Source organism: Vibrio sp. 10N.286.51.B11, from assembly GCF_041469245.1.
GTDB classification, from domain to species: Bacteria; Pseudomonadota; Gammaproteobacteria; order Enterobacterales; family Vibrionaceae; genus Vibrio; species Vibrio crassostreae_C.
In genome coordinates this window covers 1-295 of sequence record NZ_JBFRKI010000085.1, presented here as the reverse complement: position 1 = coordinate 295, position 295 = coordinate 1, and the positions used below count along the sequence as shown (strand labels likewise).

General features: G+C 38.6%; 1 tRNA gene. It reads right to left on the bottom strand.

Annotated elements, in window-relative coordinates:
- Window positions 1-87: 87 nt before the first annotated feature.
- Window positions 88-178: transfer RNA gene (locus AB4154_RS22390), tRNA-Ser, on the bottom strand.
- Window positions 179-295 lie beyond the last annotated feature (117 nt).

The window sequence follows — 295 nt, the reverse complement described above, 5'->3', positions numbered from 1 at the left end:
ATTTTCCGGATTGGTATTAGGTGACTTTTCTATGTTTCAGATACGAAAAAAGCCTTTGATAATCAAAGGCTTTTTTCTAAGAATAAGTGGTGGAGGGATAGGGATTTGAACCCTAGAACCGCTATTAACGGTTGCCGGTTTTCAAGACCGGTGCTTTCGACCACTCAGCCATCCCTCCAACAAATTGTCATCAACAGATTAGTACACTGTTGAGGTTGTTATTTGCTAATGCAAGTAACGATACCTTTTGTCTTCACCTTTCAAAAAAGTGAAAATAAATTTAAAGCCTGGCGAT